At 76.9% G+C, this 1133-nt stretch carries 1 protein-coding gene and 1 pseudogene; one reads left to right on the top strand and one right to left on the bottom strand.

Features of this window, described 5'->3' with window-relative positions; genetic code table 11:
* A partial coding sequence (locus SACPADRAFT_RS26095) for a phytoene desaturase family protein (RefSeq protein ID WP_007027700.1) occupies positions 1-855 on the bottom strand: 855 nt, incomplete at its 3' end.
* A 74-nt stretch (positions 856-929) separates the two neighbouring features.
* On the opposite strand from SACPADRAFT_RS26095, the pseudogene SACPADRAFT_RS32390 reads away from it, so the two are divergent.
* Positions 930-1133: pseudogene (locus tag SACPADRAFT_RS32390) on the top strand (hypothetical protein); the annotation flags it as partial.

Raw genomic sequence — 1133 nt, 5'->3', positions numbered from 1 at the left:
GACGACCCCGACCGCACGGCCCCGGGCGACGAGCACGCGGGTGACCTCCCGCCGGTACACCACCCGGCCGCCCCGCGTCCCCAGGCGGTTCACCAGCGCGTCCGCCAGCGAGCCGGCGCCGCCCTCGGGCACCGGGAAGCCGAGTTCCTGGCCGAGCATCGCCAGCAGCCACCCGAACACCGAACTGCCCGGCTGTTCCGGCCCCAGGTCGGTGTGCAGGGCGTTGCCGGCCAGCAGCAGCCGGGCACCGGCGCCCGCGTAGGTCTCCAGCCCCAGATCGCGCGCCGGGGTCACGAACATCCGCGCCAGGCGCAACCCGTCGGCGACACCGAGCCTGCGCGCCAACCGCACGCCCGGCCGGACCGGCGGGAACGGGGTGAACAGCGTGTCCAGCAGCTGGTCCCGGATGCGGCTCCAGTCGGCGAACTGGTCGCGCCACGCCCGGTCGTCCGCGGGCGCGAACCGCGCCACCGACGCGGCCGTGGCGTCGAGGTCGCGGGAGAGCACGGCCGCACGGTCGTCGGGCAGCACGTGCGCGAGCACGTCCGGGGCGTGCCGCCAGCGCAGCCCGTACCGCTCGAGGTCCAGACCGCGGATGATCGGGGACGCGGCCGACATCGGGTAGAAGGCGCTGAACACGTCGTGCCGGAAACCGGGTTCGGTCAGCTCGGCGGTGCGCACCGCACCCCCGGCCCGGTCCGTGGCCTCCAGCACCAGCACGTCCCAGCCGGCGTCCGCGAGTGTGTTGGCCGCCACCAGACCGTTGTGTCCGGCGCCGACGACGACGGCGTCCACCGTCTCGTCGGGCCCGTCGCCCGGCGCGTTCGCCGCCTGCACGTTCCCTGGCGTACCCACCGGCGGCGACCTTACACGCCGCCCCGCCCGCACCGCCGGGTTTCGCCCGGGCCCGGGCGGGGGACACCCGGGCCGTGAGAGTCGTGGTCACCGGGGCCACCGGCAACATCGGCACCGCCCTGCTGCACCGGCTCACCCCGGGCCCGGACACCGGCCCGGGCACCGGTCCGGACGTCCGGGTGACCGGTCTGGCCCGCCGCCTGCCCCGCGCGGGCACCGACCCGTACCGGCGCTGCGACTGGGTGCGCTGCGACCTCGGCGACGACACGGCACCGGCG

The sequence above is a fragment of the Saccharomonospora iraqiensis subsp. paurometabolica YIM 90007 genome (assembly GCF_000231035.2).
GTDB classification, from domain to species: domain Bacteria; phylum Actinomycetota; class Actinomycetes; order Mycobacteriales; family Pseudonocardiaceae; genus Saccharomonospora; species Saccharomonospora paurometabolica.
Note: the sequence above shows the minus strand (reverse complement) of the source record. Positions and strands in the feature narration are given on the sequence as shown.